19 protein-coding genes are annotated in these 26,157 nt (G+C 34.1%); 12 read left to right on the forward strand and 7 right to left on the reverse strand.

What is annotated here, in order from left to right; all coding sequences use genetic code 11:
- The first annotated feature begins 98 nt into the window (after positions 1-98).
- The 12 genes from GBO31_RS11000 to GBO31_RS11055 all read left to right on the forward strand — a co-directional run bounded on the left by GBO31_RS11000 (position 99) and on the right by GBO31_RS11055 (position 12,825).
- On the forward strand, positions 99-3,287 hold the full coding sequence (locus GBO31_RS11000; protein WP_219008392.1) for an efflux RND transporter permease subunit: 3,189 nt from the start codon (positions 99-101) through the stop codon (positions 3,285-3,287).
- Positions 3,288-3,383: 96 nt separating this feature from the next.
- Complete coding sequence (locus tag GBO31_RS11005) at positions 3,384-4,025, forward strand: NADPH-dependent F420 reductase (protein WP_219008393.1); 642 nt, start codon at positions 3,384-3,386, stop codon at positions 4,023-4,025.
- An 87-nt stretch (positions 4,026-4,112) separates the two neighbouring features.
- The gene (locus GBO31_RS11010; protein WP_219008394.1) at positions 4,113-5,582 is read left to right on the forward strand and encodes an efflux transporter outer membrane subunit; all 1,470 of its coding nucleotides are present in this window, start codon (positions 4,113-4,115) and stop codon (positions 5,580-5,582) included.
- A gap of 92 nt (positions 5,583-5,674) precedes the next feature.
- Positions 5,675-6,580, forward strand: coding sequence for a helix-turn-helix domain-containing protein (locus tag GBO31_RS11015; RefSeq protein ID WP_219008395.1), 906 nt, complete (start codon positions 5,675-5,677; stop codon positions 6,578-6,580).
- 99 nt (positions 6,581-6,679) lie between these two features.
- Positions 6,680-7,120 (forward strand): ester cyclase, encoded by a 441-nt coding sequence (locus GBO31_RS11020; protein WP_219008396.1) that lies wholly within the window; start codon positions 6,680-6,682, stop codon positions 7,118-7,120.
- Positions 7,121-7,124: 4 nt separating this feature from the next.
- Positions 7,125-7,964 carry an aldo/keto reductase gene (locus GBO31_RS11025; protein ID WP_219008397.1) on the forward strand — a complete coding sequence of 280 codons (840 nt, stop codon included), beginning with the start codon at positions 7,125-7,127 and terminating at the stop codon, positions 7,962-7,964.
- A gap of 161 nt (positions 7,965-8,125) precedes the next feature.
- On the forward strand, positions 8,126-8,713 hold the full coding sequence (locus GBO31_RS11030; RefSeq protein ID WP_219008398.1) for a Crp/Fnr family transcriptional regulator: 588 nt from the start codon (positions 8,126-8,128) through the stop codon (positions 8,711-8,713).
- Between the two features lie 105 nt (positions 8,714-8,818).
- Positions 8,819-9,616, forward strand: coding sequence for a TauD/TfdA dioxygenase family protein (locus GBO31_RS11035; RefSeq protein ID WP_219008399.1), 798 nt, complete (start codon positions 8,819-8,821; stop codon positions 9,614-9,616).
- Between the two features lie 102 nt (positions 9,617-9,718).
- Complete coding sequence (locus GBO31_RS11040) at positions 9,719-9,907, forward strand: hypothetical protein (protein ID WP_219008400.1); 189 nt, start codon at positions 9,719-9,721, stop codon at positions 9,905-9,907.
- Positions 9,908-10,093: 186 nt separating this feature from the next.
- Positions 10,094-10,351 (forward strand): hypothetical protein, encoded by a 258-nt coding sequence (locus GBO31_RS11045; protein WP_219008401.1) that lies wholly within the window; start codon positions 10,094-10,096, stop codon positions 10,349-10,351.
- 46 nt (positions 10,352-10,397) lie between these two features.
- Complete coding sequence (locus tag GBO31_RS11050; RefSeq protein WP_219008402.1) at positions 10,398-11,288, forward strand: helix-turn-helix domain-containing protein; 891 nt, start codon at positions 10,398-10,400, stop codon at positions 11,286-11,288.
- Positions 11,289-11,445: 157 nt separating this feature from the next.
- The gene (locus tag GBO31_RS11055; RefSeq protein ID WP_219008403.1) at positions 11,446-12,825 is read left to right on the forward strand and encodes a DUF4157 domain-containing protein; all 1,380 of its coding nucleotides are present in this window, start codon (positions 11,446-11,448) and stop codon (positions 12,823-12,825) included.
- A 108-nt stretch (positions 12,826-12,933) separates the two neighbouring features.
- Here GBO31_RS11055 and GBO31_RS11060 read toward each other — a convergent pair whose 3' ends face one another.
- The 7 genes from GBO31_RS11060 to GBO31_RS11090 form a co-directional block, all read right to left on the reverse strand.
- Positions 12,934-13,185, reverse strand: coding sequence for a hypothetical protein (locus GBO31_RS11060; protein WP_219008404.1), 252 nt, complete (start codon positions 13,183-13,185; stop codon positions 12,934-12,936).
- Positions 13,182-13,571: a DUF4280 domain-containing protein gene (locus GBO31_RS11065; protein ID WP_219008405.1), complete on the reverse strand. Its 390-nt coding sequence runs from the start codon at positions 13,569-13,571 to the stop codon at positions 13,182-13,184. The genes GBO31_RS11060 and GBO31_RS11065 overlap by 4 nt, the downstream gene beginning before the upstream one ends.
- A gap of 10 nt (positions 13,572-13,581) precedes the next feature.
- Positions 13,582-14,934: an ATP-binding protein gene (locus tag GBO31_RS11070; RefSeq protein ID WP_219008406.1), complete on the reverse strand. Its 1,353-nt coding sequence runs from the start codon at positions 14,932-14,934 to the stop codon at positions 13,582-13,584.
- Positions 14,919-18,716, reverse strand: coding sequence for a contractile injection system tape measure protein (locus GBO31_RS11075; protein WP_219008407.1), 3,798 nt, complete (start codon positions 18,714-18,716; stop codon positions 14,919-14,921). The genes GBO31_RS11070 and GBO31_RS11075 overlap by 16 nt, the downstream gene beginning before the upstream one ends.
- Positions 18,713-21,586, reverse strand: coding sequence for a hypothetical protein (locus GBO31_RS11080; protein WP_219008408.1), 2,874 nt, complete (start codon positions 21,584-21,586; stop codon positions 18,713-18,715). The genes GBO31_RS11075 and GBO31_RS11080 overlap by 4 nt, the downstream gene beginning before the upstream one ends.
- Before the next feature lie 19 nt (positions 21,587-21,605).
- On the reverse strand, positions 21,606-22,358 hold the full coding sequence (locus GBO31_RS11085) for a hypothetical protein (RefSeq protein ID WP_219008409.1): 753 nt from the start codon (positions 22,356-22,358) through the stop codon (positions 21,606-21,608).
- Between the two features lie 141 nt (positions 22,359-22,499).
- Complete coding sequence (locus GBO31_RS11090; protein WP_219008410.1) at positions 22,500-26,156, reverse strand: hypothetical protein; 3,657 nt, start codon at positions 26,154-26,156, stop codon at positions 22,500-22,502.
- Position 26,157 lies beyond the last annotated feature (1 nt).

The raw sequence follows: 26,157 nt of genomic DNA on the forward strand, positions 1-26,157 counted from the left end.
ACATATCGAATCCGTTATATCACTGTTTTATAATACTTTACAAAAAATTATCAGGCAGTGACAGGGATTCTTTTTTCCAACACTAAAAAATAGAAATCATGAAATTTAGTCACATATTTATAAAAAGACCCATATTCGCAGCGGTGTTGAGCATCCTGATATTGATCATAGGAGGATTAGCGTACGTATCCTTACCCGTATCACAGTTCCCTGATGTTGCTCCTCCAACAATTGAAGTAGTCGCGATTTATCCAGGAGCCAATGCACAAACACTTTCTGAAACTGTTGCTACACCACTAGAAAAAGAAATCAACGGTGTTGAAAATATGATTTATATGACCTCACAATCTGCAGCTGACGGTCGTGTAACATTACAAGTTGCTTTTGAGCTAGGAACGGACTTAGATAAAGCACAGGTACAAGTACAAAATCGAGTTGCTATTGCAGAACCCAGATTACCAGAATCTGTAAGAAGATTAGGAATCACTACAAAGAAAATATCACCAGACATCTTACTAGTTGTCAATATGTATTCTCCAAACAAAACATATGACCAGACCTATATCGGAAACTATGCGACATTACAATTAAAAGATGAATTGGCTCGTATTAAAGGAATTGGAGACATACAACTTTTTGGGGCAGCAGAATACGCTATGCGTATTTGGTTGGATCCTGATAGAATTGCCAATTTGGATATGACAGCTGGAGAAGTTTTAATGGCTCTTAGAGGTCAAAACGTACAAATCGCTAGTGGAACATTAAACACATTACCTTCAGGAAGTCAATCCGCATTTGAAATTAACATCCAAACACAAGGAAAATTAGTTACTACTGAAGAATTTGAAAATATCATTATCAAATCGGGAGAAAATGGTCGAATTGTCCAATTAAAAGATGTAGGACGCGTAGAGCTTGGTGCTCAAAATTATGCAACCAAAGGTTATTTAGGTAAAGATCCCGCAATCGCAATGCCTATATTTCAGCAACCAGGAGGAAACGCACTAGAAACTGCTGCAGAAATTCAAGCTAAAATGGTGGAACTTTCCAAAAACTTTCCTGAGGATTTAGAGTATAAAATAGCGTACAACCCAACAGAGTTTGTACAAAAATCTGTTGATGAAGTGTATCATACTATTTTTGAGGCAGTACTCTTAGTTGTATTTGTAATTCTATTATTCCTACAATCCTGGAGAGCCGCAATTATACCAATTTTAGCAATCCCAGTTTCTCTTATCGGAACGTTTGCTGTGATGCAAGCCATCGGATTTTCATTAAACAATTTAACCTTATTCGGATTGGTACTTGCCATCGGAATTGTAGTAGATGATGCCATTGTTGTGGTCGAAAACATGGAACGCTATTTAGCACAAGGATTATCTCCAAAAGATGCAGCTCGTAAAACCATGGACGAAGTTGGAGGAGCATTAGTAGCTATTGGATTAGTATTAATTGCTGTATTTATTCCTACTGCATTTCTGGAAGGTATTTCGGGGCAATTCTACAAACAATTCGGATTAACAATAGCAGTAGCAACGGCAATTTCGGTTTTCGTTTCCCTAACATTAAGTCCAGCAATGGCTGCTTTATTAATGAAACATGAAGTACATAATCCTACAAAGAAAACACCGCTATTATTAAAACCACTGAAATTTATAGGTGATAGCTTTAATCGATTCATGGATAACCTATCCAATAGATATGGAAACAGCGTTCGTAAATTAGTTAGAACTAGTGCAATGGTTATGGTAATCTATGGAGGACTTATTGTATTTACTGGATTTGAGTTTAATCGTGTAGCTACCGGATTTGTACCCGCAATGGATCAACAGTATTTTATAACTGCGATCCAGTTACCACCAGGATCTTCTTTAAGTAGAACTGATAAAGTAGTAAATGATGCATTAGATGTATTGCTAGAAGTGGACGGAGTGGAAACTGCGGTATCATTTACCGGATTTGATGGGGCATCTTTTACCAACGCATCCAACGCAGCTGCAATTTTCGTAACCCTTGAAGATTTTGATGTACGAAACGAAAAAGGAATCGGTTATAATGATTTACTTGCTACACTTCGTGGTAAAATGGCACAAATTGACGATGCATTTGTTGTTGTGATACCGCCTCCATCTGTACGTGGTATTGGTAACGCAGGTGGTTTTAGAATGATGGTGCAGGATAGAGCAAATCTAGGTACAGACGAATTAATCAATGCAACCTATGCCCTAGCTGCTGCCGCTAACCAAGACCCAGCCTTAAATAGTGTATTTACTTTCTTTAATAATCAAACACCACAATTATATTTAGATATCGATCGCGTAAAAGCAGAACAACTAGGAATTGATGTTGCCGATGTCTTTCAGTCTTTAGAGGTATATTTGGGCTCTGCTTTTGTAAACGAGTTCAACTATTTGGGAAGAACCTATCAGGTAACAGCTCAAGCCGATGCTCCTAATAGATTAACACCCGATGACATCTCTAGAATTAAGGTAAGAAATAATAAAGGTGAAATGGTTCCTCTAGGAACAATTAGTACTCAAAAAGATATTGCTGGCCCCAATAGAATTCCAAGATTTAATTTATATCCATCCGCATCATTAGTTGGTGATATTGCACCAGGCTACAGCACTGGTCAAGCATTAGACCGTATGGAGAACTTAGCTGAAGAGGTATTACCTCAAGGAATTTCTTTTGAATGGACAGAAATGGCCTATCAACAAAAACAAACAGGAAATACAGCAGTAATTGCTTTTTTATTAGCAGTAGTGTTTGTATTCTTATTATTAGCAGCTCAATTCGAAAGCTTAGTATTACCACTAGCAGTTATATTTATTGTTCCTATGGTATTACTTTCTGCAATGATTGGTGTAGACTTAGCTGGATTAGACAATAACATTATGGTTCAAATTGGATTGGTTGTTCTTGTCGGACTGGCAAGTAAAAATGCTATTCTCATTGTTGAATTTGCCAAACAACTGGAAGATCAGGGCAAGGATCTAAAAACAGCAGTCATTGAAGCCTCCAAACTACGATTACGCCCTATTTTGATGACCGCAATGGCATTTATTCTCGGTGTGGTTCCTCTCGCAATTGCAACCGGAGCGGGTTCAGAGTTAAGAGTATCCTTAGGGATCGCAGTATTCAGCGGAATGCTTGGAGTTACGATTTTCGGAATCTTCTTGACTCCAGTGTTCTATTATTTGGGAAGACGATTCACAACAAAAAAATCAAATACCAAAAAAATTGAATCAGCTGAGATCATATCACAACAAATTCAAACGGTGTAAGACATTAGATTTTGGTCAATATACAGGTGTTATTGGTTAACCGATAACACCTTTTGAAACCGAAATTTGTAACAAGAAATTTAAATAATATAAACAATGGAAACTACATCATACAATATCGGGATCATAGGTTCAGGTGCTATAGGTGGTATCTTAGGAACCTACTGGGCACAAGCTGGTCATAAAGTAATGTTCAGTTCAAGAAATCCAGAAAAGCTAGCTAAGCTAGTAGAGAAAGCCGGAGATAATTCTCAATTCGGTTCTGTAGAAGAAGCAACTGCATTTGGAGATATTATCTTACTAGCAGTAAACTACAGTTCGATACATCAAGCCATTGAAAAAATCAAAGGATTCGTTACCGATAAAATTATTATTGATGCCACCAATCCTTTGATAAAGACAGATAATGGCTATAAAAATATGATTCCAGAAAACACCACTGCTGGCGAAGCAATGCAGCGATTGCTTCCGGATGCTAAAATCATGAAATCATATACTACACTTTGGTCCAAATATCTAGAAACCCAATCCAATAAAAAAGATGGCTTACTCGTGATGCCTCTAAGTGGAGGTTACAAAGAGGATAAGCAAAAAGTTACTCAACTTATTATAGACTCAGGATTTCATCCTTATGATCTAGGAGGGCTATCAAAATCAAAACTTCAAGATCCTGGAAGTGCTATTTGGAACAAGCCATTAGTTCTACAACAATTCAATGAGGCTATTCAAACATCTTAGATTTTAGTCATTTAAAGGGTGTTATTGGTTGTCAACGAATACCCTTTGAATCCGAAATTTGTAATAAGAATTAAAAACATAGAAATCATGAAAAATCTAACACTAATAACAATACTATCTCTGCTGTTGGTTTCCTGTGGGATTACCAAAAGAGATATAGAAATAAAACCTGCTGTTACAGTAAGTGAAAATTATTTAGAAACAGCTTCACAACATTCGGTTTTCACAAAAACAAATACGCAAACAGTAGTCAACTGGTGGAGTGAATTTAACGATCCTATTTTGGATACTCTTATCCAAAAAGCTAGAAAACATAATTTAGACATTACTACTGCTGTAGCCAATTTTCATGCTTCCAGAGCTTTGGTAAAAGATGTCAAACTAGATAGATTACCTACGGTTACAGCTAACGGAAATGTTACCAGAACACGACTAGGAGAAAACATTTTTGTCTCTGGTACTAATCCGACTTTTACAACTTACAACGGCAGTTTTGATGCCTTTTGGGAAACAGATTTGTTCGGACGTGTATCCAATAGAATTAAAGGCGCTGCTGCAAACCAGCAATTGGCACTCAATAATTTACAAGACGTTTATGTAAGCATTTTTGCTGAAGTATCTAGAAACTATATAGAACTAAGAGGCGCACAATACCAATTGGATATTGCAAATCGTAATCTTGATGGACAACAAGAAACATATCATCTTACTGTTCGCCTATTAGAAGCTGGAACCAGTAATCAATTAGATGTATCCAGAGCACAGGCACAATTAGAAAATACAAGAGCTACTATTCCGCCATTGAAAGCGAGAATCGAAGCATTGAAAAACAGCATCAGTGTATTAATCGGAGAAGTACCTGGAAGTTTAGGTACTGATATTATTACCAAACAACCATTACCTAGTCTTCCAGAAACTGTATCTATTGGTAATGTAACGGATCTATTACGAAGACGCCCAGATGTAAAAAGGGTTGAAGCAGAATTACAGGTTCAGATTGCGCAATACAATCTATCGGTTGCTGAATTATATCCCAAAATTCAGTTTGGTGGATCCATAGGATTCTCTGCCGTTGACTTTTCGAACTTCGCTAGTAAAGAATCATTTACATGGAGTGTTTTTCCTAGTATTAGTTGGGCAGCATTTAATTTAGGTAGTGTAAAACAACAAATTCGTAAAGAAGATGCTTTGACGCTTGCAACATTGCAACAATACGAAAAAACAGTACTCAAGGCTTTAGAAGAAATCAGAACAGCCATGACCAATTATACCAACGAATTGGAACGTAGAGAAATATTAAGGAAATCATCTTTAGCTAGTGCTGAAGCTGCTGAAATTGCCAGAAAACGTTTCAATGCAGGGCTAGATAGTTTTATCGATTACTTAAGTGCAGATAACACTTTATTGCTAGCTGAAAACAGATTAGCTACTAGTGAAATAGCTTCTGCAACATCATTAATAGCCATTTACAAAGCGCTTGGTGGAGGATGGGAAATAATTTCCGGAGCAGAATTAGATGAACAGTTCGAGGCTATAAAATTGGCAGAATCGAGATAATAACACACAACAAAATTTTAGTGTTGGATAAAACGGTGATATTTCAGAAATGAGTGTCGCCGTTTTTATCTTAAATGTACTATCTTTTAAACATGAAAATAGATGGCATATATACTTTATCTACTATCAAAGAGTATTTTGATTTTATCAACTTCGAATGCCCTGTTTTTAATGGATTTGCTATCGGCAGATTAGAGGATTCTGCTAAAGTAATTCCTCAAAAAATGCCCCCATATCGTAAACGATTCTATAAGATTATGTTTATCCTAAGCGGAGAAATTGAAATGCATAATAATGAGAACGAAGGTCATCTTAGTGACAACACTTTGTTTTTTTCTGGAGAAGGACATATTCAATCTTGGGAAAGTATTGCTCCAATGAGTGGCTATATTATCTATTTTACCTCAGACTTTTACTCTGTTGTCCATAAAAAGAATAAATTACATTCTGATTTTCCTTTTTTTACACAAAATGCATCAATGAGTATAGCTATTACTCAAAAAGAAAGTGAGCATTTGCAGCGGACTTGTGAAAATATCATCTCATTATCTAATCAAGATCTATCCAACAAAGAAGATATTTTCAGATCCTATCTCAATATACTACTCTTAGAATCCAAAAACCTTTATGAAGAAAAATTGGGTACTACAGCGGTAGTTCAAGACTCTGATAAACGAATATTGAATGACTTTAATCAGCTCATAGAACAACAGTATGATTCGAATCAGGAAAATGTACTTAAGTCTGTAAAAGAATTCGCCAATCACATAGCTATTCATCCTACTCACCTTAATTATGTGGTAAAAAGTTTAACCGGCAATACCGCTTTACAACTTATTCATAACAGAAAACTTCAAGAAGCAAAATCTCTATTGTTTCAAACCTCTAAAACGGTTAGTGAAATTGCCTACAATTTACACTTTGATAATCCCACACATTTCGTAAGGTTTGTAAAGAAAAAAACCGGCAAAACTCCGCTTGAGTTACGCAATACTTAAAATTGGTCATCTCTTGTTGTTTTTTGGTTTAACCAATGGTCATTAAGTCCGATAAATTTGTAGTGTAATTAAATAATTAATCACTAAAAATTAAACATAATGGAAACTAAAAAATCATTGAACAACGAGCAAAATAATGCAAACAAACAAATACTAAAAAAACTAATTGAAGAAGCTTTTAATAATAGAAATTTAGATATTCTTGAAGACGTACTTCATCCAGATTTTATAAATCATCAAGAAGTTTTTCCTTTGAAAGCTAAAAAAGGTCCTGAAGTGTTTAGAGAATTATACTCAGTATTTTTTCACATTTTCTCAGACGTAAAAGCAGATTACACACATATCATTTCAGAAGGAGAATATGTCATGGCAAGAGATTTCATTACAGGAACGAATGATGGAGAAATCAATGGGAACCCAGCAACAGGAAATAAAGTAAAGTTTGAGGTATTTCATCTTTATCGAATTAAAAATGGCAAACTAATAGAACGATGGGGCTTAACAGATGATCTAAGTCTAATGAACCAGTTAAAATCTTAAAAAAATGAAAACAATAACACAAAATAAAACCTATACAATTGGTGGAGATATAACCGTAAACCGTCTTGGATACGGTGCTTTGAAAACTACTGGTTCTGGCGGATATGGCCATCCTGATAATAAAGAAAAAGTGATCCAGTTACTACAAAAAACCATTGATTTAGGGATCAACTTCATCGATACAGCAGATAGCTATGGACCTTATATTTCGGAAGAACTCATTGCTGAAGCATTACATCCGTATAAAAAAGATACTATAATAGCTACAAAAGTTGGATATGAACGTCCTAATGGAAACTGGATTATCAATAATGATCCAAAACGAATGCGTAAAGCATTAGAAGGAAGCTTAAAACGACTAAAAGTAGAGCAAATAGATCTTTATCAATTGCACCGAATAGATCCTTCAATTCCTCTATCAGAGCAGATCGGTTTTTTAGCAGATATACAACAAGAAGGATTGATCAGACATATCGGATTATCTGAAGTGAATTTACAACAATTACAGGAAGCTATGACATATGCGCCTATAGCCAGCGTACAGAATCAGTACAGTTATGGGAATAGAAAATGGGAAGATGTTCTGGAGTTTACAGCTCAACATAATATTGCATTTTTACCATGGTATCCTTTAGATGCAGGCAATATTTATGGAAAACAAAAACTAGAAACCATCGCCAAAAAATATGGGTTTAGTTCGCATCAAATAGCACTTGCTTGGTTACTACACCACTCAGACAACATCATTGTGATTCCTGGAACCTCAAATCCAATGCATTTGGAAGAAAATGTTGTGGCCGGACAGATACCTTTATCATCTGAAGATTTAGCATATTTAGAATAATAAAGTAAAACTCAAAACCCTTGCAGATAAACTCATTAGTGTAGCCTATTATAACAGTGAACATTTTTTTGACAATTCCTAAACATATTCCAGAGATGCAAGCAAAAAATTATGCTTACCTTAATCATTGAATTCATATACTACCTTTAAAACGACATCTTGTGTTAGAAGAGCACACTTTATTTAAGAAACATATCACCAAACGGATCGATTTGGAGGATAGCGAATTTGAGCAATTTTTGAATTTTTTTTCAACAAAAATCGTTACGAAACGCCAGTTTATCACTCAGCCTGATTTTGTTCCATCTCATAGAAGTTTTGTTTGTACCGGTGCTATGAGAGCTTATATCCTAGATGATTCGGGAAATGAACATACCATACAGTTTGCAATTGAAAATTGGTGGATAACAGACTATAATGCATACATTTACCAAAGACCTGCAACTATGTTTGTAATGGCTCAGGAAAATAGTACTCTGTTACAAATTAGCCACGAAAAAGAATTAGAACTTAAGGCTTTAAACCCGAAGTTCGAAACTTTTTTTAGAATAATGGCAGAACGTTCAACGGCTTATATGCAGCGAAGAGTGATTGAGCGACTTACGCTTAGCGCAGAAGAACGCTACCAACACTTCTTAGATAAATATTCTTTAATGGTTAACCGATTTCCTCAATACACAATAGCTTCCTACATTGGTGTGACAACCGAATTTCTGTCCAGAATGCGAAAAAATCGACTTCTTAAATAATATTGATCTACATCAATAATTTTTATGAAACTAGGTCATTTTTATTGATACGGGTTTTAAAGAACTTTGAACAAATAATCAAGTTCAACTTTAAAATCAGAAAAAATGAAAACTTTAAATCCAATTAAAACAACACCTTTATATCCACATTTTGGAGCAACTATAGAAGGTATAGGTATTAATCATCTAAATAAAGAAGAAATCATTTTCATAAAAAACAGCTTGTCTCAACATCGATTACTTATTGTTAAGGGACATACATTAAGTCCCGAAGAACAAGTTCAGTTTTCAAGCATTTTCGGTGAGTTGGAAACTTTTCCATACAACGTAAATCAATTTGAAGAACATCCAGAAATTTTCAGATTATCTACAGATAAGGAAAAAGGATATCAAAATGTAGGGTTCTATTGGCATCAGGATGGATCATTTAATCAGAATCCAACACCAATATCAATTTTTCATCTCACAGAAATTCCAGTTAACGGAGGAGAAACTCTTTTTGCCGATGCACAAAAAGTATACACAATGCTTCCTAAAGGTTTAAAGGATATTGCACAAAGATTAAAAACTAATGTTAGCGGAACCGCTATTCATGACTTAGTGGTAACCCATCCTATCACCCAAAAAAAAGCTATCTATCTAAATTATGGTTTAACCAAGAACATCTTTTCAGAGGATAAAAGTATCACCGAAATAGAGATTAAAGCAACACTAGATAAAATCACACAGTATTTAGAATTACCTGATGTAAAATACAAACATAAATGGGAAGACGGTGATATTGTAATTGCAGACAATTTTGCCGTATTTCATAAAGCCACTCCTACTTTAAATGATAGTACTCGAACCTTGCACAGAACAACGATAAAGGGAAACTATACTCTTAACACATTGACTACATAGTGTTGGTTTTGGTCATATTCTCTGTAATTATGGTTCCATTCATTCTTATGGTAGGATGTACTTTTGTAAGGTAAATAAAGAATTATTCAAAACTACAAGATCATGAAAAAGATAAAATCAACATTTATTGTTTGGATAGCTATATATCCTGCAATTACCTTAATATCCATACTATTTGGCGAATATCTAAATCAGTTACCCATTCCGGTTAGAACTTTCGTACTAACGATAATACTAGTTCCCTTAATGGTATATTTTCTTATTCCATTTTGGACCAAAATCTTCAAATAAGGTTGTAATTAAAAAAGAAGCCCTGCTCAATTTTACCTAAAGAAACAAAATACATTCATAAAAGACCTGTAACCTTTCGTTGCAGGTCTTTAATATTAAAAAATGGTCATTTTATATCGCATTCTGGTTAACACTAAGGAGTATTGCGAGCGTAACTTTGTAATGAACTTAAAAATCTTAGAAATCATGAAAAACGAATATCATCAATTTGAAACCCCATCTGTATTGTACATCATCATATCAGAGTTGATTTTTTTAAAAGAAATAAGAAAAACATACGATTATCTAATAAAATCGTTTGCATTCTTTTTCAGTAGATTAAAGGTAGGCTACAAAAAAATCATATCGAATGAATGGACTCAGATGTACCTAATTGTATCAGGTTACATGACAACCTCAACAGTACTATTGTTGATAGCATATAAATTAGTGATGATTTTTTAAACATTAGATTTTGATCAGTACTTTAAATTTTATGTAACTTTGATTTATGGATAAAAAGGAAATTCCCATATTTAAAAATATTAATGATCTACATGAAGCAACAGGTTATGACCATCGAAGTCACATTCCAGGATTTGATATTTTTACCTTAGAATCCTTAGATCCTTCTACAAGGAAGTGTATGCCTCCTTACCGTCAAGGTTTTTATCAAATTGGTATTTTAAGTAATACCGGAAATAGTAAGATCAATATTAATACGAATGCGGTAAAATTGGAACAACTTCCGCTTTGGTTTGTAGTGCCGGGTCAAGTATTTTCTTGGGTACGAGGTGAAACTACTGCTGGTTATCATATTCAATTTAAAAAAGAATTTGTTTCTAAAACGATTTCTGATCTGCCTTCTGAATTTCCTTTTTTAAAATTAGCCGAAAACAGTGTTTTCTTAATGACTGTAGAGGAACAAGAATCATTAGAATACGATATGCAACGTATGCATTCGATATTCCAAAATCCTCACCCATATCAGGAAAAGATGTTGGAAGGAATGTTAATTTCAGTATTGTATAACTGCAAATCGATATACGAACGTTTTAAAACTACCGAAAGTCATTTATCTCGAGGGCAAGTGCTTGCACAACAGTTTCAACAATTGGTAGATAAATTATATGTTGATTCCAAAAATGTAAGCGATTATGCAGAACAACTAAATGTAACGCCAAATTACTTAACCACTGCAGTAAAACAAATCACTGGTAAAACAGCCAAAGAAATTATACAGCGCCGAGTTTTTTTAGAAAGTAAGACCATGCTTTCGTTTACAGGTTTAGATGTGTCTGAAGTAGCGTATCAACTCAACTTTCAGGAACCAACACATTTCACACGCTTCTTCAAAAAATATAGTGGTACAACACCTAATAAATTTCGTCAAAATCTATAGCATGGATATTGAAGAATATTCGTTTTTAGCACAAAACTCTTAGTAGAAAGAACAACTTAATTCATATAAGTTGTTCGCTTACAAAAACAGGTATTTTTCCCCGATTTTGTAATAGCTTTTTTATGTATCTTTAATATTATCATAAGCCAGCTTAATCATGTACGCAAGAGATAAGAAACAAGACAACGCATCTTCGGTAAAGAATTCAAAGTCTAAAGCAACTGCTATACAATTTAAGGACCTTAGACCTGAAGGGGAACATCAAAATACTATAAGTTCCTCTGTGGAGCAAAGTCCTAGAGTGACAGCACAAAAAAAGAAAATGGATTCCTTGCAAAAACCTGTACAAAAAAAGGAAAATAAAACTGGATTGCCGGATCAATTAAAATCTGGAATTGAAAGTCTTTCTGGCATGGACATGAGTGATACCAGAGTACATTATAATTCTTCTAAACCTGCACAATTGCATGCACATGCTTATGCACAAGACAACCAGATTCATGTAGCACCAGGACAAGAAAAACATGTACCTCATGAAGCTTGGCATGTAGTACAACAAAAACAAGGTAGAGTACGCCCTACCATGCAGATGAAAGGAAAGGTGAATATTAATGATGATGCCGGATTAGAAAGAGAAGCAGATGTGATGGGTGCCAAGGCGCTTACGCTAGGTAATTCCTCTATGGCCTCATCAATAAAACAAAGGAAAGTTAATTCCAATAGCATTATTCAAGGGCAGTTTGCTATGAATAATGCTGCTGGAACCGTTCCTCCTCTCAATTTGGCTAATACTAGAGCATGGATTTTAGCTAACTGTTCTCCTAAAGTCAAGGACTTGATCAATAAAGCACAAACTCTACTAACAGTACGTTGGGATAATGGTATTGTACCTCATGCCTCAACAACCATGAATATGGATTATACAGATGCAACAGGTGCTCATAACATAAACCTATTTGGTGGAGGTGCAGCCGCAGCAATAACTGCACTTAATTTTCCTTTAGTTAATTACAGAGTGAATGTCAATGTAAGTATCAAAACGGGAGGACTTGCGCATGGTGGCGCTCCGGTTGCAGCTAATGCACAATCAACTTGGCAAGCAACTCTTGTACATGAGCTTGAAGCACATACTAAACTAGCAGAAAAAGTATATAAATCTATCGATCAAATTCATAGAAAACCAACTCATGAAGCAGCTAAAAAAAGAGTCATAAGTAACTCTATCAATACTAGATCAGGTAATGCCGAACATAAAGCTGTAGCTACTGGTGGTAGTTCTATAAAAAACTCTCAAGAAAAGGCTGTATTAAGTGGAACTACTCAAAATGAAAAAGTAAATATTTTGATAGATAGTGCTTGGGATAGAATCGATCATATGGGATTTGTAGCTAATAACAATGAGAAAAAACTCGCTTTACGCGATATTAAAAGATGGTTAAATAGCATGGCTAGAAGAATTAATGCCGCACCTGCAGACTTAGTCCGTATTCGAGCAATCATAGCCGATATTGATGCTCGTATAGGAGCTTTGCCGTAAACAGACTATAGGCAAAATAACTCACTAAAAACCGTAATTCTTAATTAGGTAATCTTTTATCTATTACTAATATTCAAAAAAACTAAAGTCGATCTTAGAAACTTAATTCTAAGCCTTTTTCTTTTTACCTACGCTATGTTGATAGGCTTTGGTACTTCCTTTTAGGATTTTAAATACGGACTGAAGAAGCATTAAGATTCCATAGAGACTCATCCCATGTTTCCAATGCAATACTAAATTGGTGGTGTCCTGTTTGTATAATTGTTCAAGGCCAATGATAATTAATCCAACAGCTATGATCATATTCACATAAGAATTTTCAACAATTCTCGTGACTATCTGCATTATTTTATGAATCATGATACTGTTGTTTGCGCTTGTCCGGCAAAGGTAATAGAAATAGAACCTCCCCACATACAATTGCACGTACTGCCATCATCTAAAGCTGTTAACTTACCGATACACACATCTGAAATTCCAGGAGACCAAGGCGATACTGTAGCTGGCACACATGGCATTGGTGTTAATACACCCATCGCAGCACTGGTAGCAGCTGCTACAGTAGGATTGGAAGTAGATGAACAAGTGCCAAATGACATAATATTTACTAAAGGAGTATAATCCATGATGGTAGCTGCAGGCATATTACTGGTATTTACCATACTGGTAGGAAGCACGGTAAGTGTGGATGGTGCAGATCCAAATGAGCATGAAATAATAGCTCCGCTACATACTTGATTTGCCATAATTTTAGTTTTAGTTAAAGGTTTTGTTACTTTTTAAATATTCTCTTTTAATCCCAGTCATGATGTTACTTAACTGTATTCTTTTTTCCTTGTTTTCTGCTGCTTTTACTGCACAATATCGAACCACATTGATCATTTCTCCACCAGATAATTCATAGTCTTTTGCAATTTTATCGAGTACCTCTGCTCCTTCTTCTATTTCAAAATGCTTGCCTATCATCTGTTCCCACAATTGTTTACGTTCTTTATACTTAGGCTTCGGAAAATCGATGGAAGTTTGAAAACGTCTTAAAAATGCTTCGTCTATATTGCTTTGCAAATTCGTGGCTAATACGACCAGCCCATCAAAATCTTCTATTCGCTGTAATAAATAAGCAACTTCCTGATTGGCATGTCGATCATTAGATGTATTGGTTTGTGTACGTTTACTAAATAAGGCGTCCGCTTCATCAAAAAACAAAATCCAATCTTTGGAGGATGCCTCATCAAACAAATTGCCTAGATTCTTTTCGGTTTCGCCGATATACTTGGATACAATCATAGAAAAGTCTATTCTATAAACTGATTTATTCGTAGTTTTTCCCAGCAAAGTAGCAGCTAAGGTTTTACCGGTTCCAGGAGCTCCATAAAATAATGCCCGATAACCAGGTTTCAACAATGTATTCAATTTCCATTCTTCTAAAATCAATTCGCTATGACGTAACCATTGTTGTATTTCTAACAATTGATTCATGATTCTCGGTTCTACGATCAAATCTTCCCAATTCAATTTACTGGTAATTAATTGTGCCGGAAACTTAGAGCTATAGGTAGGCATATATTTTTTACCTGAAATAATTGAGAATAGTATTTCATCGGAGAACTGCAATTTCGCTTGTAATCTTATGGGATAACTATCTGCATGTAAAATACGATCACGATAGAAGAAATGATCTTTATTGATTTTTTTCATAAAATTCAATCGAACTTCCATATCATCAGCTCCTCCAACTATAAAACAAGCGGTTTCTAATGTAGGAATAAATCCGTGTCGTTTCTCGTCTTTTATCCCCCCAAACTCCGAAAATTCTGCATCGATATTTTTATTCTTAATTAAGAAAACATCTAATGCTTGTGGTTTGATATAGGGCAACAAACTTAGTATGAGCACTACTCTTTCCTCAAAATCCATCCCATACTTGTGAATTAATTTGAAGTATTCAGCATCTTCACTATAGTTATCCGGTGGTGATATCTCTCTTACTGAAGTGTAGTCACTTTCATTCTTAAAATACAATGTCAATGCAGTATCTATAATAGCTTCAAGCCATTGGATTTCTTGCTCTAATTTTTTAGCGATGGTCTCTTTTATGATGGTCTCCATAATACTTCTAACATTTTTTTCATCCAGGTTAATTTCAGCTTGGTGATACTCCATGGAATCTGATCCAACAGCATATCAAATGGTTTTTGCTCTACGGTAAGCACATAACTATCTTCTTCAATAGCCAACCTACCGCCTCTACATAAAAAAGTTTCCCGCAGTCCTTCTACCGTTGTATTTTTCAAAACACTCCAACTACTAATAATCGCTTTTAACAAACTATTTACGAGTTCTTTTTCTTCTTGTAGAAGGGCTACTTCTTTTGCTACAGGGGTATGAATATCCACACCACAAACAATTTTATTTAATATCAATAACTGTTCTTCTTCATATTCCTTTCCAGTTATGGCGTATTGTAAAATATGTATTCCTTTTTGCGCTGCATCGTCACTTTTAAATTTTTGATTTTCAACAAGTCCCAGTCGTTCAAAGAGCAATGAGATATAGGGCCCTAAAATGATGATTCCAGAATTTTCTACATAAATAGCTTCACCCACTTGCTCTTCTTCTATTTCTGGTACATCAGTTGATGTTTTTTCTTCTTCTGGAATTATTTCATTTTCGTTTTTTTCAATTTCCTTGCGTTTCTTGTTTATCGATTGCTGAAGGTTCTCATCTAAATCTTTACTCCATTTAGGGATTACATTGGATATAAACTCTTTTTTTTCTTCATAAACCGACTGTATCCATAAGTTACTCCAATCCTCTAAGGACCAATCTTTAGCCTGAAGTACTGCTATATAAAGCAGTATTTTGTCCATGAAACTTGCCCAAATCTTCTGATATTGAGATGTGGTTATATGTTTCTTAATTTTTTCCAGTTCTAGAACCATTCTACTCCAAGAATCCTGTAATTTATCTTTTGTTAGTTCCTTAATTAAAGTGATTTGTTCTCTTTGATTTAACGAATGTAATAGGCGTTTTCTAAACCGAGTACGCTTTATATTGAATCGAATTTCATCTGGTGATTTTTTGTAGATCTCAATCAATTCGGGTATCATATCTTTCTTAGGTCCTAAGCTTATTGCTGTATCCCAATCTTTTACTTCATTTAGAGAGGCTATAATTTTGTTTGTATCACTTTGAGAGGTATCTATTTTTTTTATTTCTTTCTCTAAAAAGTCAAAAGCTAATGGTTCTTTTAAGGTATGATCTTCCTTCATTTGTTCCCATATCCAAATCTTTGTATTTTCTGCTGGTACAGAGAAAAGATCTTGGATCTTTTGCAACATATATTTCATAAAATCAACTACGTCTATAGACTGGTTTTGTACAATATATGCTAAGACAGAACCTCGCAGCTCAGTTCTAATTTCTTGAGTAACAAAACTAAGTGAAGAGATTTCATGATCTAGTATCTTATGGGTGATTTCAATAATCTTGAGATACTGATTTGTTGCATTTGAATTCACATATGATAGTAAATTCATGTACGTTGGTTCTTCCATTATTTGCAAAATGTGTAATGGATTTTTTGCTTTCTTCAACCAACTTACAAATTGAGCTGGCAGCTGTTCTACCATCTCCCTTACATATTGTTTTATTTGTACCAAAGGGATGTCTTTACTCCACCACGGTATCCTTCCTGTTGTTAGGTAGTGTTGTATCAGATCTCTTCGATATGTAAGACTCTCTTCAATATCTTTTCCTTCTACACTATATTCTCCCCAACTATCTTCTTCTACTATTTTTTTTATAAATTTTACGTCAGTACGCTTTGCAAGATGCTTTTTTAGTCCTTCTTTCAAATCAAGAATAGTAACCTTATGCATTTTGGAAAACTCTTCAAACAATCTCCTGTGTGCTTCCGTGATATCTTTTCTTTCTGCGCTATAAAAAAGTGTATTCAATTGCTTAATCATCTTCTTATACACCGTTTCTGGGATACTGTATTTTGGAGTCTCTTCATGATCAATTTTAACAACCGACTTCTTTTTTAGATTATTTAGTTTTTTCTGAGCTGCTGCTACACCATGATATATATTATTTTGAATCCCTAACCATTCTATAATTTCGAGTGTTTGAGTTAGAATTTCTTTTATGTTTTGTTGTTTTTTATATAATGCTGTGAGTCTATCAACAGTCCATTTTGTTATTTCCTTTACAGTATAAGCATTACTTTTTTCACACAACTCAAGTATATTTGCTGTTAACTTGATAGCATCTTCCTGATGAATTTCCTTTCTAAGAAATAAGAAATACTGTTGTAAGTTGTTTTCTTTATTTTTATTAAATTTTAGATATATCTTTTCTGCAATATCTTTCTCCTTGCCTTTTAGGTCGCTAATTATTTCTTGTGCGTCCACTACCGATATACCTGGTAATACTATTTCTGTCATCCAGCGATTAATTCCTTCTTTTGCTACCTGATTCACATCGTTTTGCACATATTCTAAAACCGTAATGAATTCATTATCGATCGCTACTAATTTTGTAGTCTGAAAGAGAAATTCTTCCCATAAAATCCCTGGGGTACTTTGTAAATTGATGTATGTTTTTAAAATAACATTTCCTTTATTTTTTTTGAGCGTATTCAACACTATGGAAGTATTCGAAATAGTTTTGGCTGTTTTAAGAATACGTTCATTGATTCTAATAAGTTTACTAATGTTATCATTTTTTGATTGTTGCATCATAGTATACAATACCTCATCAGAGAATCGTTGTATTAGCAAATTTGTATTGGATTCATTTTGAATGAACGTGTCGAAAAAGATCTGAAATTCTGACGAATGTTGAGCTACATATTTTGTCAGCACTTCTTGAAAGTGTTTTACAGAATCTATAGCTACCTCAGCAGGTAATGAATTGTGCGTAATATAATATTGAAGCAATTCTGTAAAATTCTTGTATTCACTTTTTAAGAATCGTTCTTCTACATTTTTATGTATAGCAGGTTCTTTTTGTTTTTTTTCTTTTTGAAGTACAATCAGTAATTTTTCGAATTCGGGAACCCAAGAATGTTGCTTTTGTTGATTTTGAACTCCTTGCATCAAAGTATGCAACAATTTTTGATAGGTTACTCTATACTTTTGAGCAATTTTATAAATAAGAAGCTTCAAAAAGTTTTTACGGTTATAAAAACCACTGGATTCCACAAAAAGATATGCCAATGTAATCTCCCAGGTTGCACTTCTAAAGTTTACAGGATCTGTTTCTACAAATTGTTCTTGCTTTTGTTTTTTCACAAGGTTTTGTCGATATGTATTGATATATTCTCCTTCATGCCCAGTAACACCAATGACAATTTCTTCGAGGAATGTATCTTCCATCTGAGTAATCAAACGCTTACGAATGGCTTCTTTTTTCCCTACTGTTTTTAATAACTGTATGGTTTGATCTCTATGATTACTCAAGAGTTCTTTTATAAGTTCTACTGGCTTTTGGGAAGGGCTTACATTCCAATTAACATATCCATTTTTTAAAAAGAATTCCAGTTGCTCCATCTTTTTATCATATAAMTGAATACGTTTTCCTGTTTTTAATGTTCCATTCTCAAAAACATTATTTTTAAGGAAAGTCGATAGCGCTTCTTCAATTTTGTAAACAATTTCTTTTTCAAAGTTGTTTGGAGAAATCGTTCCTAAATCCAATAAGATTTGATCAAATTGATCTAAATATTCTTCTTTACTATAGCGATCCATTACCTTCTGCAATACGAAGTTGACTTGATACCCTTGCACATAACTGATCTTATTCTGATATGCGTATGCATTGGATTCATTATCCAATGTAATCTCATAAGATTGACGTTTGATAATATGTGATTGTACCTTTTTCAAAATTCATTTCGTTGCTGTTCCAGCTCCTGCAACATGGTAATTAATTGATATGCTTGGTATATTGTATCTTCATTTTCAGAAGGATCGTTTAACGTCTCTAACCATTTAAAGTAGTACACTTCAAAGAGGTCTATCGTTTCATAATCTAACCAGTGTACTTCAGTTCCTAAATGAATTGGAGTTTGTTCATAAACTGTATTTTCGAACATCATCCTAAAACTTTCGTTTTGAAATCGTACAGGCCAATTGGGCAGTATGATGCTCTGCTTAAAAGAAAAGAAATCTTCTGACACTGGATTTTCTCCATAATACACATAACAAGCTATAGTATCTGATAGTTGTTCTTTAAGTATATTGATGCTTTTATTTTTTAAACTCTCGATAACTTTTTGACATTGATCAGTAGTATCAAATAGGTCTTGAGAGATTGCTATGGCTTCACCATCATCGCTAAGAACTTTCAGTCGATAACAACCTTCAAATTCTTCCGTCTTATAAGATAACTTCCCAGAAGTCATACCATCCACTAGTTTGGTAATTGTTTGGTTTCGATGATAACAAGAAGTTAGTTTTATATGTTGAATTCTTAACGAAATTCCCTCTATTAATGAAGTCAGATCTGCCATAAAACCAAAGTGATCTTCATGATATGGCGGTAACAGTAATAGATGTTCTACAGCAAAAAAACCTTCACTTTTAGTGTTTATTGCTACTAAATATTCTATAGTTTTTTTTATTGCGTTCTCTGCATCACTTTTGGAATCGGAAATATGAGCTATGTTAGATTTTTCTGTAGTTCTATGATAAAAAACATAGTACTTATTTTCATACTTCTTATCTTTTTTTATTGAATAATTCTGATGCAAAACTCCCTTCTTTAAAACTTCAAGAAGAATACTTCGTTCACTTCCTACAAAATGCATCACTTTATGCAAGTCTTCATGAACTTCTTTAATTTCAACATCTTCAACAATTTCGATAGTAATATCTTCGAAAGGTGTATGAATATCGATTTCTTTTAGAATAACGGTTATTTCTATTTCTTTAGGATGAATCCCAATTTCAAAATCCTTAATCACTTTGGTTAAAGAACGAATTTGGTACTTACCAATTCCGGTAAGCATGGCAATTTTTCGAAACAGTCCAGGAATAAATTGCTCTTTAGTTGGATCAAATTTGTTTTCTGATAGCTCTAAGTAATTGAATGATCTGGCTCTGGTATATCCTATTTGATCATAAGAAGCGATGAAGTTTCTTTTTAAAGCAAGTGCTTTTTTCTCGAAATTTGCTGAAGTCAATGCTTCTCCATAGCTATTACTATTAATTTTCCGTAAAGAATATGTTTTAAATTCTTCGCTATATCTAGCTAGCAAAGCATCTGCAATTTGATCATACCTATCAATAGCATTCATATCAAAATTTGTAGTTATTTTTTCCAGAAAGGATCTCCAATATGACTTTGCATCCATATTTTCATCGGTCGAATTTTGAGGGCTGATCAAATCCCAAAGCTCCACTACATCTGGTAATTCTTTAGTGAAATAAGATGCTCCCGCTTCACTATGCACATCATAGAGTGTAGCTATATTCCTTAATTGACTCAAAAAATTCATCATCAATTGATCCAAAGGCATCAAATAGGATTGCAATTGTTTTACCTGAGCTTTTCGCAATGGTGTTGCCCCATTACTAATCCCCATATCTCCGATTCCATATAGTAATGGGAATTGTTTTCTGATGGGATAATACTCATCTATTTTTTGATACGCTCCCTTGGGAATTGGAAGATCATTTAATGAATTAGAGGCTGCTTTAAAACTCCCAAAATCTAACGCTTCTATAAATGAAAGTTGTTTTTTTGTCTCATCCAGATCCGGTTTAAAATATACTCCAGCGTTTTCAAAAGTTAGTTTGTCATTCTCTTTAGGAAACAAAACTACAGGAGCTGTATTTGCAGGTACCTTAAATCGATTTTTTATTGGGATTTTCTTATTCTTATTTTTATCCTCATACACCAATTTAAAATCTTGGATTCCCTGAATTCCTTCAATTTTTGAGATAATTTTAATAATGTCAGATATCAAGATCTCATCCAACGGATCTTTCAAATCCTCATCCAATATGAATCCATTCGCCAATCTTGGGCCATTAAATATTTCATTTACATCCATTCCCTTTTCCTGAAGCTGCCATAAAGGATAGTAGTTAACTTCTGGAGTAAGGTAATCATTGACCTCATTTAGTATCGTAGCTAATATTTCTTCTCCGTCTATATCTTCTGTGAGCGATACTTGCAACTCCATTTGCAAAAACAGCGGTTCATATACCTCAACCTTATAAAGACTTTCACAAAGATTACGATGTTGGTGATACAATGCTGTTACTTCTTTGATGATCCTCTGATTTTCCTCTAGCTCTTCTAATGAGTCCTGTTGATATGTGTATTTTTCAACATATACATAAAGCAGACCTTTTAATGAATTACCTCCTGAAAGTTCATCATTCACGGGATGTATCCATATATTTTTTACGTTCTCAATTTGATCTATCCATAATTTTCGGTAATCATTAAACGTAATAGGATCTGTGGTTAAAATATCCGATGCTACAAATAATCCATTATCACCAGATTGTAGTTCCTGATCCTCTTTTTGAAGTAAAAGATCTTGTATAGGAAACTCTGTTTTATGCAATAATTCCGTCAGTGCATAGGATACATTTTCTAAGATAGTAACACCAGGATCATGTTCATTATAATCTGTCCATATAGATCCGCTGAGTTTTTGAAGAATTTCTAATCCTTCGAGATGTAAATCTTCATATACACCTGTTCCCTTTTTCTTTTTATCTATATATCCTTTCTTATTCACTATTTAGAAATCTAATTTCTTAATCAAAAAGCTCTAACATTGATGTATCCCATAATTTGGAAACATGGAACTTAATTTTGTTTCCAGTTCCGTAATTGGATCTTGTTTTGAGTTGGAGTTTATAGTTATACGTGCTTCCTGTAAAACGAATGGCAATTTTATTCCAGAACCAACCATAATGTGCTTGCGTCTTTCGAATTTTATGCTTCGATCTGCCAAAAGTACTCATCGCTATAGCATGTAGCAGAGCATATTTCCCTGCCTTTTCTTTACCCACTTGGGCAACAATTTCAAAAGCTACACAACCGTCTAGGCCTTTAATAATATYATGCCATTCTCCATCTGCAGGAACGCTATCGATAATATGAGTTCCTATTCGGGATTTCATACCTAAAGTTCCATTTACTTCAAAAGTGGTTCTTGGTTCTGTAGTTTGTACACCAATTGCTCCTGTTTTCTTAAAATGGAGCGCGTTTGTAGCTTCTTTTTCTGTTACTGGAGTCACAAATGACAATCCTTTGTCTCCTTCCTGATTTAATTCTATACTCCATTGCGCTAACTCGTCTTCAACATTTTCATAAAAACTAATAACACTGTCAGATTCTTTTCCTTGGGGAGCTAATATGAGTCCATCATCAACACTTTTAGAAATCCCATCATCAATCTTATTGATCATAGAATCAATAAGACTGGCGAAATTACTTTCTTTAGGTCTAGCGCCAGCACTAAATAGTGCCTTCAGGCTTTTTCTGTTTAATAATTTTATTTTCATGTGTTTATACTATTCTTTTAGAGGTCACATGGAATTCACCATTAATCATTTTGCTGTGTATCAAAATTTTTGTTATGGTTTGTTTCACTTCAATCTTATTTTAACTTCTTTAAATCTTTTTCAGTACTATTTCGATAGTATTCATATCTTAAATGTCAATACCGTATCTATATCTTTCTCAAGAGGTTTTTTGTCCGTATTGTCTTTAGGCACTTCTATCTTTTCCGCTGGTTTGTCTTTCTGTGAAATTTCCTTCTTTTCAGAATCATCTCCTTCGATGATATAATCAATTCCGACCTGTAAGTTTAATTGTTCTCTATCTGATGGTTCTGGATCACTTTCTTCGATATCCACATTAGAATTGATATGATGTTTCGCTACAGGAGCTAAAATTGAAGAAGGTTTTGTAGGGCGAATAATTTCTCCTGGCTCATATACTTTTAAGGTAAAATCATTCATATCTTTTTTGATAATATGCTCTATATTTAGATATTCAACCTCTTGTATATATGGTAAGTTTTCAATGTAACTTACTAACATTCTTGGCTCCACAGCATCTCCGATTCCCTCGATATTACTGTTTTGAGTTGGCAATGGACAGAGATAATCACTAATCGTTTCATTGAGCTGATGAATATAATATCCTCCGTTATCATCCTCATAAAATGAGACACTACAATTAACTAGTAACCATTCTACTTCAGGATTTTGTACAGTAATTTTTATAAAAGAATTGGACTTTCTTTGTAATGATTGTGCTATTTGAAATAATTCATTCCCATTAAAATAATGATGATTTTCTTTTTGCCACTTAGAGCTTAGCACAATCAATCTTACACAACCTGCTTTTGGTCTAAAGTTGTCATCTAAATTAGTGCACTTTACTGCAATTACCTCATGGAAATATTGGAGCGTTAATCGTTCGTAATCCCAAAGTGTCACTGCTCTATCTTTATGCCGTATTCTTTCGCTTACTTCAGAATATAACATATCTTCTGTTCCAGGCAGCTTTCCTCCAAAAGATGGTGCTGGCTGAAGAATTTGCTTTAGACCTGTTATTTTAGTAGTGGTTTTTCCTATTGAAAAGGCTGGGATTTGCTTTCCAGCAATGTCCAAACTTTCGGTCATGCAAGTTGCAGTTACTGCATTGATATATATTCCATTTAATTTAGGATATCTATACGCATTACTTCTAGCTACACAACGGATCGTGAACATACTATCTTTATGAATATCCAAATGTCCAGGCATTCTCAATTCAATGATTCCTGATTTTGTCAATTGATTTGTACTATCCGATATAATATACTTTTTAGCAAGTGTTACCCAGTTTCCAGTTTCTTCAAATTGAAATAAAATGTTATTGTGTTCAGAAATGGAAGCTGAAGTTTGGTTTTGTAAATCAAAAAACATGGAAAAACTTTCTCCTCTACTCAATCCTGTTAATCCAATATAGAAGTACCCTTCATTCTTATAATCGACAAATAACGTATTCTTATATACTTTGCTATCACTCACTACTTTTTGGACACCAAAAGGAGTAATATGCAAAAAGTCTCCTGCTACTGCTTCAGCATTATCATTATCAGAAAATGAATTATTAAAATAGATAATATCCTTTGCCTTATAATCTAAGGATATTCCTTTTACCTTAGGTACAAATGGTTTGTTTGGCAAAGGAAGCATTGTTTGATTAATGGCATTATATGATGCAATTCTGGTATAGTTTTTCTGATACAATTCTTGCCCAAAAGCATAATTCGGTGATGATAAGGTTAGTTTAATAAACCCACTTTGAGAGTGTACCGTATATTTCAAAGGACTCTGAAGACGATAATCTCTTGAAAACTCAAAAGGTCCGAGGTTTTCTAAGGAGAAGGTTCTAGAAGAAGCTAACATCGTGCTTGCATATCCTTCGGGAGTTCTACAATCTTCGGTTTTAAATAGTTTTTCTTTTTGCGCTACTTCTCCTTCTCTAGGAAACCAATAGCCATTGGATAATGCTTGTATTGTTACTTCGAAAGAATCATCGGCAAACGCTTCCTCATATTCTTTATAATAGGTCTCAAAACCGCCATAATCTTGAGGCACATTTTCCCAATCTATATGAATATCTAATTGGGAGAGTTCTTTTTTAAAAAGTTCACTTTTTCCAATCATTACATATCCTCCTTGAGCAGGAAGTGGACCGAAGATATCAAATGATTTGGTCAAAGGCATCTTACCTATATTATTGTAAATCGAAAGATTTTTAATCTCACTAACCTCAACTTCAATCCGGACATCTTCTAATACTACACTTTTAAAAAATGAATATGCATATACGGGAGCATACTCATCTAACTCAATCTTTAGCATTGGCCAAATGGAGTATTCTTTTTCTGATGGTAATACGGTGATTGGAGGAGCAGTATTCCGTAATGTAAAATGTAAATGAAAAGAATTTGTAGCTCTTTCATATGAAGCGTCGTATAAAGAAACTTGTTCCCAACCTTTTACAGAAGTATACGAAATGGTAAATGCTGCTTCAAAAATTCTATTAAAAATGATATCTATTGGCAAACCTTCATGCATTACCATTTGATCTAACAACTTCCAGAAAATGGTTTCCGCAGAATTTTTTTCCATGGTACAAGTGAGCGTAATTTCTCTATGTCCTTCTTCTAAAAACAGTACAGGAGAGCCAATCATAAATCCTATATCCGTTATTGTTTTGGATGCTATTTCTGAATTGATCAAGGTATCTTGATCACCTCCAAATAAAGCCCAACTATCTGCTGCGATATTCTTTTTGCCTTGGTTAATCAATTGGTTTTTGATCACTCCTGATATCATTGGCGCATTTGTGCCTGATTTTATAAATGAACTTTTGTTGAAGAAAAGTGTTTCTAAAGAGCGTATTTTGATTGGATCCAACAACAATGTTTTATCGGTTTCAAAAAGTACTTCTTTTTTACTTCCGAATAATTTACCTGCAGATAACTTTGTTCCTTCTGGGATTAAAATTGTGTTTGTCTGTGGAGCAATCTCAAAACAAACGATAGTCTTCGTAGGAATTGCTTTGCTAACTGTTTGCCGAAGGATCTCTTTATAGTAAAAATCAAGGTGTCGTTTAGAAAGTCCATTTAGACCACTTTGTAACTTTCTATATAAGATAACAAACGTGATATACATTGCATTATTCGGCAAGTGATTATCTCGTTTGAAAATCGATTTGCGTAAATATTTCTTAGTGAAATTTTGAATATGAAAAACAGTTTTTTTGAATGTTTCCACAATTTCAGCAAGGTCAATATGTTTTTTTTTAGGTGGTGGTGGCTTTGAATACAAAGCAACGGCTTCTGAAAAAGACTCCGGTTCCGGATGTTCTTCTTCTATATTTTTTTGATATTCAGATGCATCTCTTTTTTGATAATCCAATACATCTGTTAGTATATTCCCTATTTTATTGGCCAACCTTTCCTCATTGAAATCAATCAGGTCACTTTTCCATTGTTCGATCTTAGCATACCATTTAAAGATAAGTTGTATTGTTTTGGTATCGTTCTCCTGAACCCTCAGGTTATTTACAGGTTCTTGAATCATCGTTACCATGTAAATGACAGGGTCTGTTTCTACCAATGCTTTCCAATTACCATCTATTTGATTCTCTACATCATAATAATTTATATGTTCTAAATAGGACGTAAGATACCCTAACAGGTCTTCGAATGACCGGTCATCTATCTTAAAATTCTGATGAATCAGTTGTTCATTTTTTCTCTGATGTTGTAGAGTTCCCTTTCGTCTTTCGATCATT

Source organism: Aquimarina litoralis (assembly GCF_019295435.1).
Taxonomy (GTDB): Bacteria; Bacteroidota; Bacteroidia; order Flavobacteriales; family Flavobacteriaceae; genus Aquimarina; species Aquimarina litoralis_A.